Source organism: Rhizobium sp. 01T444 (assembly GCF_056398305.1).
This window is the reverse complement of the sequence record NZ_JBFTPD010000069.1, coordinates 1-6,307: the sequence shown is the minus strand read 5'-3', so window position 1 is coordinate 6,307 and position 6,307 is coordinate 1. Positions and strand designations below refer to the sequence as shown.

General features: G+C 56.7%; 3 protein-coding genes. All 3 read right to left on the bottom strand.

Translation table 11 applies throughout. The annotated features are described in order from the left end of the window. A partial coding sequence (locus AC1DTN_RS36935; protein ID WP_477925042.1) for a M10 family metallopeptidase occupies window positions 1–1,729 on the bottom strand: 1,729 nt, incomplete at its 3' end. 277 nt (window positions 1,730–2,006) lie between these two features. Continuing rightward, the gene (locus AC1DTN_RS36930) at window positions 2,007–3,461 is read right to left on the bottom strand and encodes an HlyD family type I secretion periplasmic adaptor subunit (RefSeq protein WP_477925040.1); all 1,455 of its coding nucleotides are present in this window, start codon (window positions 3,459–3,461) and stop codon (window positions 2,007–2,009) included. Further along, on the bottom strand, window positions 3,458–5,605 hold the full coding sequence (locus AC1DTN_RS36925) for a type I secretion system permease/ATPase (RefSeq protein ID WP_477925039.1): 2,148 nt from the start codon (window positions 5,603–5,605) through the stop codon (window positions 3,458–3,460). The genes AC1DTN_RS36930 and AC1DTN_RS36925 overlap by 4 nt, the downstream gene beginning before the upstream one ends. Window positions 5,606–6,307: the final 702 nt, after the last annotated feature.

The following is a 6,307-nucleotide window of genomic DNA, read 5'->3' as shown; positions in this document are numbered from 1 at the left end:
CGTTGCCGGTACCGCCGGAAAGCGCATCAGCTCCCATGCCGCCATCCAGCCAGTCGTCGCCGGCGCCGCCAATCAGCGCGTCATTGCCGGCCCCGCCGATCAGCCTGTCGTTACCCGCACCCCCGTCCAGCACGTCGTTGCCGGCGCCCCCGGTGATCGTGTTGGCCAAGGCATTGCCCGTCCCGGCAAAATTGCCGATGCCAGTGAAGGTCAGGTCCTCGACATTGGCAATGTTGGTCAGCGCATAGGCAGAAAGCGCCGTCTTGACCAGATCCGTGCCTGCATTGGCAGCCTCGGTCACAACGTCGGCCAGATCATCGACAACATAGGTGTCGTTGCCCGCACCACCAATCAGGATATCGGCGCCCGCCTTGCCGTCCAGCGTGTCGGCGCCTGCTGCGCCAGTGATCACATTGACCGCGGCGTTGCCGGTACCCATGAACGACGTCGTCCCCGTATAGGTCAGGTTCTCGACGTTAACGCTGAGCGTGTAACTCGAAAGCGCCGTCCTGACCGTGTCCGTTCCCTCGTCCGTGTTCTCGGTTACGACGTCGTTTGCAACATCGACGATATAGGTGTCGTCACCCACCCCACCCGACATCCGGTCCAGTCCGGCACCGCCGTTCAATGTGTCGTCGCCGGCGCCGCCGGTAAGCGTATCATTTCCCGCATTGCCCCAAAGGGTGTTGTTCACCTCGTTGCCAACAATCGTATCGTTACCGGAGCCTGCCTGAACATTCTCGATCAGCGATGCCAGGTTGTCATGATAGAGAAGCGCATTGAAGATGTTACCGCGAGCATCGCCGCCATTCGAGCCACCTCCCAAGTAAGCCAACTGGAGTTGCGAAAAGACCGAGTACCCCCCTGGTCGCAAGTCGATTTGAAGGCTCGTGGTGTAGGCACTTAGATCATAGGTGTCGATGCCGCCGCCGTCCCAGATTGTTGCGAAGATCCTGTTCGCGTCCGGAGTAATGGCCGCGACTCCATTCACATAGGTCACGCCTTCGTTCGGCTTCCACTTGTAGACGGTATTGTCGCTGTTGGTCGTGTAATCCGCGCCGTACATTTCCTGCAGGGCGGCGATATCGAGCATCATGAAGGTCTGTGGCGCGCCATTCTGCTCGTATTTGTAACCACTCGCACTGTCTCCGACATATGTGCGGTAGGTCATGATCGTATATTCGATGGAATCGTAGGCACCCGGCACGACCAGCGAATTGCCTAGGTACGGTTCATGACCGTGTTTCAGACCGAGAGCGTGACCCAGCTCATGTGCCAGCGTGTGGCCTGCGTAATTGCCGAACTCCGGATAGCGATAATCATCTCCCGTACCGGCATATGTTGTCCCGAACCATATATCGCCAGCGGCACTATCCGGACTTGGGGTATACGCCCATGCAGTCGAGGGAACCCAAGATTGTGCAAACCGCACCGACGCGGTGTCCGCGCTCCCGGCCACAAAATTGGCGTTGGTAAATCCCTCTACGGAAAAGCCGTCATTTGCCGTGTTTCCGTAGGATTGCTCCATAAAGAACAAGGCAAAAGAGCGCTGTTGCGAGGAAATCGCGGAAAAGCCGTAATCCTTCTCGCCACTATAGGAGTACGAAATCGAGCTTGTGGGAAACGCATAGGTTATCGTACCGTCCCAGGCGTAGCCACTGAGAAGCCCGTCAATTTTCTGATCCCCCGTCAAGTTGACGTTCTTCGTGGGTGTAACAATGCCCGTCATGAAATCACCGCTTGCTCATACCGTCCTACCGTGTCCTGGGTCAGCTCATCTCCCCACGCGCACGACACTCGGCCGAAAATTGAAGTTAAGTCCGGATACACAGTAACGCCGGCAGCCCTGGCAATTGGCTTCTTGCGCTGAGTCAAAAGGCAAATCACGTCAAGAACATATTTTGCAGAAAACACGCCTTTCAGCCCCTAAAATTCAAGGTAAGTTCTATAATTATTCAAAAAATGAGCAGATCTACTGCAGTCAAAGACATTTGTAGCCACTACCTTTATCGCTCATGGAGCGCCTCGTCAGCTATCTCAACCAACGGGGAAAACACATACTCCAATATTCTGCGCTGGCCGGTGCGCACCTCGGCGACAGCCGCCATGCCTGGAGATAATTTGACGTCCGCACCGTCAGCTTGAATGTGATCGCTTGCAAGGCGCAGAGTGACCGGAAAGACCAAATTCTGCATTCGCTCCGCAGTACCAAAAGCTGTACCTGACTGCCTTGCGATAGGGTCACCCTCATGACGGGTTGCGTCTGGCTCCGGAATGGCATCCGCTGCGACCTTCACGACGAAGGCTGAAACCGTCCCGTAGCGGGTGAAGGGAAAGGCCTCGAGTTTTACGACCGCCTCCTGACCCACTCTGATGAAGCCAATGTCCTTGTTCGGCATATAGACTTCAAGCTCGAGCGTGCTGTCTTGCGGTACGATCCGCATCAGGTCCTGGCCAACGATGACTACCTGCCCGAGGCCGGTGACAGACGAGGATTGCACCGTTCCATCAATCGGACTGCGCAACGTCATCTGATCGAGAGAATTCTGTGCCTTCGCCAGACGCTGCTCCAATTCGTCCGCGCGGCGCTCGGCATCGCCAAGCCTGTCAAGCTGATCACTCAGAAACGCGCCTTCTGCTTTCCGTTTCTCTTTTGCGAAGACATCGATTGCGGCCTCGGCGTCGGCAAGCTGCCCCTGCTGTATCGCCAACTGCGTCACCTGTTCCTTCATTGTTTCGGTTGCATCGATGACGCTTGCCATTGTGCCGGCATCCTTCAAAGCAAGCATGCTGCGCATCGCAACACGTTCCTTGAGGGTCTCAACGAGGGATTCCTGCGCGGCCACTGTCACTTTGAGCCGTTCACGCTCCACTTCCTTCTGATGCTGCTGCGCGCCGAGTGAGGCGATGGTCGCATGATATTTCTCGATATCGCCGCGCAGAATGCCGTTCTCGCGCTGCTGCAGCTCGAGGCCGGTATCCTTGTCCCAGCTGATTTCCGCAACCGATCCCACCGCCGGTTGCGAACGCACGAACTGGATGGCAGCCCTGCGCCGCTGAACCTCCGCCTTAACCGAGGCAAGGCCTTTTGCGGCGTCTCTCTCGTCTGCGAGAGCATCCGTAGGATCAAGTTCGAGCAGAATATCGGCGCGGCGCACGTGGTCGCCGTTTTGTGGCGGAAGTGTCTTCACCTTGCCCGTCAGCAACGGCTGCACGACCTTGACGCGGCCGGTCGGCTGGATCTTGCCTTGCGCTGCAGCGATAATGTCGATGCGGCCGAGATAGGACCAGACCAGCGCAACCGTGGTGAACAAACAGATGATCAGGATCAGCGTCATGCGTATGGGCGATGGTGGCGTTTCCAGTACCTCGAGGGCGGGCGCCAGAAATTCGTGATCTGCGCGCGTTGCCGGCCGTCGCGGAAGACCCAAATAGCGAGAGGCGTTCGCCGTTGCGCTCATGCCGCTCCCCTGTCGTTCTGCAAGGCCCAAAGACGCGAATAGAGCCCATCTGGCCGCCCCAGCAATTCGTCATGGCCGCCGACCTCGGCGATCCGGCCGTCTTTTATGCCGACAATCCTGCTGCATGGCCGGATCGCGGCAAGCCGGTGCGCGATGATGATCACCGTTCGGCCGCTGGCGATCTGCCCCATGTTCGCCTGAATGACCCTCTCGCTCTCGTAGTCAAGCGCACTGGTTGCCTCATCTAAGATCAATATCGGTGGATTTGTCGCAAGAGCCCGGGCAATAGCGATCCTCTGGCGCTGGCCACCGGAGAGGTTTGCGCCGCGCTCCTCGATCATCGTGTCATAGCCCTGCGGTAGCCTTGTGATGAATTCATCGGCGCCAGCGAGCTTGGCGACAGCAATGACTTGAGCCCGTTGCATTGCCGGGTTTGAGAAAGCGATATTGTCATGAATCGTGCGGTTGAACAGAAGGTTCTCTTGGAGAACTACTCCGATATGGCTTCGAAGCCAGGCGGGATCGAGTTGCGAAAGGTCCGCCCCGTCGAGAAGGATCTGCCCCTCTTCCGGAAGATAGAGCCGTTGGACGAGCTTGGTCAGCGTCGATTTTCCAGAACCGGAGGCCCCGACGATGCCAATCACCTCTCCGGGCCGGAGCTCGAGCGAGACGTTTTTCAGGACTTCCGGAGAGCCAGGCCGATAGCGGAAGGTGACATTTCGAAATTCGATATGCCCTTTTGGGGTCGGCAACGACAAGCGGATACCGGGCGGACGCTCCATCGGGGTGTTCAGAATGTCGCCGAGCCGATCGACGGAGATCTGCACCTGCTGAAAATCCTGCCAAAGCTGGGAAAGCCTCAAGACCGGCTGAGCGACCTGGCCGGCAATCATGTTGAAGGCGACCAGCGAGCCAACCGATAGATCGCCATCGATGACAGCCTTCGCGCCGAAGAGCAGAAGAGCTGCTGTCGAGAGCTTGCTGACATATTGGATGGCGTTTTGTCCGCCAGCGCTAAGCAGCGTCGTATCGAAAGCTGTCCGCACATAGGCTGCAAGCTTCTCCTCCCACTGTGCCTGCATTACCGGCTCCACTGCAGCAGATTTGACCGTGTGGATGCCGACGATCGCTTCGACGAGAAACTGCTGGCTCGCAGCACCCCGGTTGAATTTCTCCTTGACGAATTCGCGAAGCGGCGGCCTGACGGTCATACCGATCAGGATGTAGATCGGGATCGCAGCAATGACGATCAGCGTCAGGCTCCACGAATAAGCGAAGAGAACCGCGATGAACACAAAGGTAAAAATGACATCAAGCGCCGAGAAAAGCCCCTGGCCAGTTAGAAATGCGCGGATCGTTTCAAGCTCGCGTACCCTTGCAACGGTCTGACCCGCCGAGCGCGTCTCGAAATAGCCGAGAGGCAGCCGCAGCAGGTGATGGAACAGCCGTTGCCCAAGTTCGACGTCTATCCGGTTTGTCGTGTGCGCCAACGCATAGGTTCTGAGATATTGAAGCACGACATCGAAGAGGCCAATGATCGCGATGCCTGCGACCAGAACAAAAAGCGTCGAATAACCTTTATGTGTCAGAACCTTGTCGACCACGACCTGAAAGAACAAGGGTGTGACGAGCGCAAATATCTGTATAAATAGCGACGCAAGCAAAACATGCGCCAGCGGCTTGCGGTATCGCCAGATGGATGGCACGAACCATTTGAAGCCGAACTCCCTGGGATCGGATCCTTCCCCTCCGATCCTCCGACCGACGAGGATCACACGCGAGCCGATTTCCGCCAATATATCTGAAGGAGCAATTTCGCGATCAACACGCGTTATCGGATCGACGAGCCTGTACTTACCGGATGGATTCAAACCGCCGAGCACTTGAAAGGAGCCGCCGCGCGTTTTGACAATTGCCGGGACCGGCATTGATCGAAGGCGATGCTCCTTGACCCTCTCCACGACACGCGCCTTGAGACCGATAATCCCTGCTGCTCGCTGGATGTCGATGGCTTCGGATGCACGTCCCTTCAGCGCCAGATCGTGCTGAAGGCGGATTGGATCAGCGGCAATCCGATAGAACGCAGCGATACCGCAAAGCGCACGAAGACCGGAGTCGTGATGCTGCGGACCGATACCATCCATACGCGAAGTTATTCCCCTTTAAGTTGCAGATAGACACACCTGCCGCCGCGAACCATTCACTTTGAGCCTTCACCCACGATGTAGCTTAGTCAGAGCTACAACGCTATGGGGATATTAACGCGCACAAGTTTTCGGGATGGTTGTGGCTGAGAAATCACGAAAGACGACTAACAGAAGCTTGACTTGCTTCCGCCTTGTGCATCCGGACTTATTCAAATTCCTATCCAGGACTTTGTAAAGTCCGCACACACACATCAACCTCAGCGACAGACCTGCACAGTCTGCGCACTAATTGACAGAGATCGCCTGATGTTTTTTGGCCGAACGGGAGGGAATGCTTGGTTTTGTTGGTTTGTTGGATGGGTGTATCAACCGGCCTTCCTCGAACAGAAAGCGGTTTTTAATGAGCTGATGCGGCGGGGCTTGATTTCTGAGGTCTAAAGACGACTTCGGCCTCCCGAGGGAGGCCGAGAAGTCATTGGGATTGCCGGGCTTGATTTGGTTTCGTTGGCAGGCTTTGGCCCGTTCGCTGCGCTCACCCTTCAGGTTATGGTGAGCTTTGCGAACGAGGAGGTAGCGTCGCCAAGGGAGAGCGCAGCTTTTCCGCCAGCGAAAGACCTCCCGCAGCGAGATATCCAGATATTGCTACCGATATCCAGATATTGCTACCGGGGAAGTTTAGTAAGGTTTTGGTTGCGGGGG

Bases quoted from the DNA above. Each gene is read 5' to 3' on its own strand.
- AC1DTN_RS36925 (WP_477925039.1), bottom strand. From the start codon at position 5,605: ATGGATGGTATCGGTCCGCAGCATCACGACTCCGGTCTTCGTGCGCTT.
- AC1DTN_RS36930 (WP_477925040.1), bottom strand. From the start codon at position 3,461: ATGAGCGCAACGGCGAACGCCTCTCGCTATTTGGGTCTTCCGCGACGG.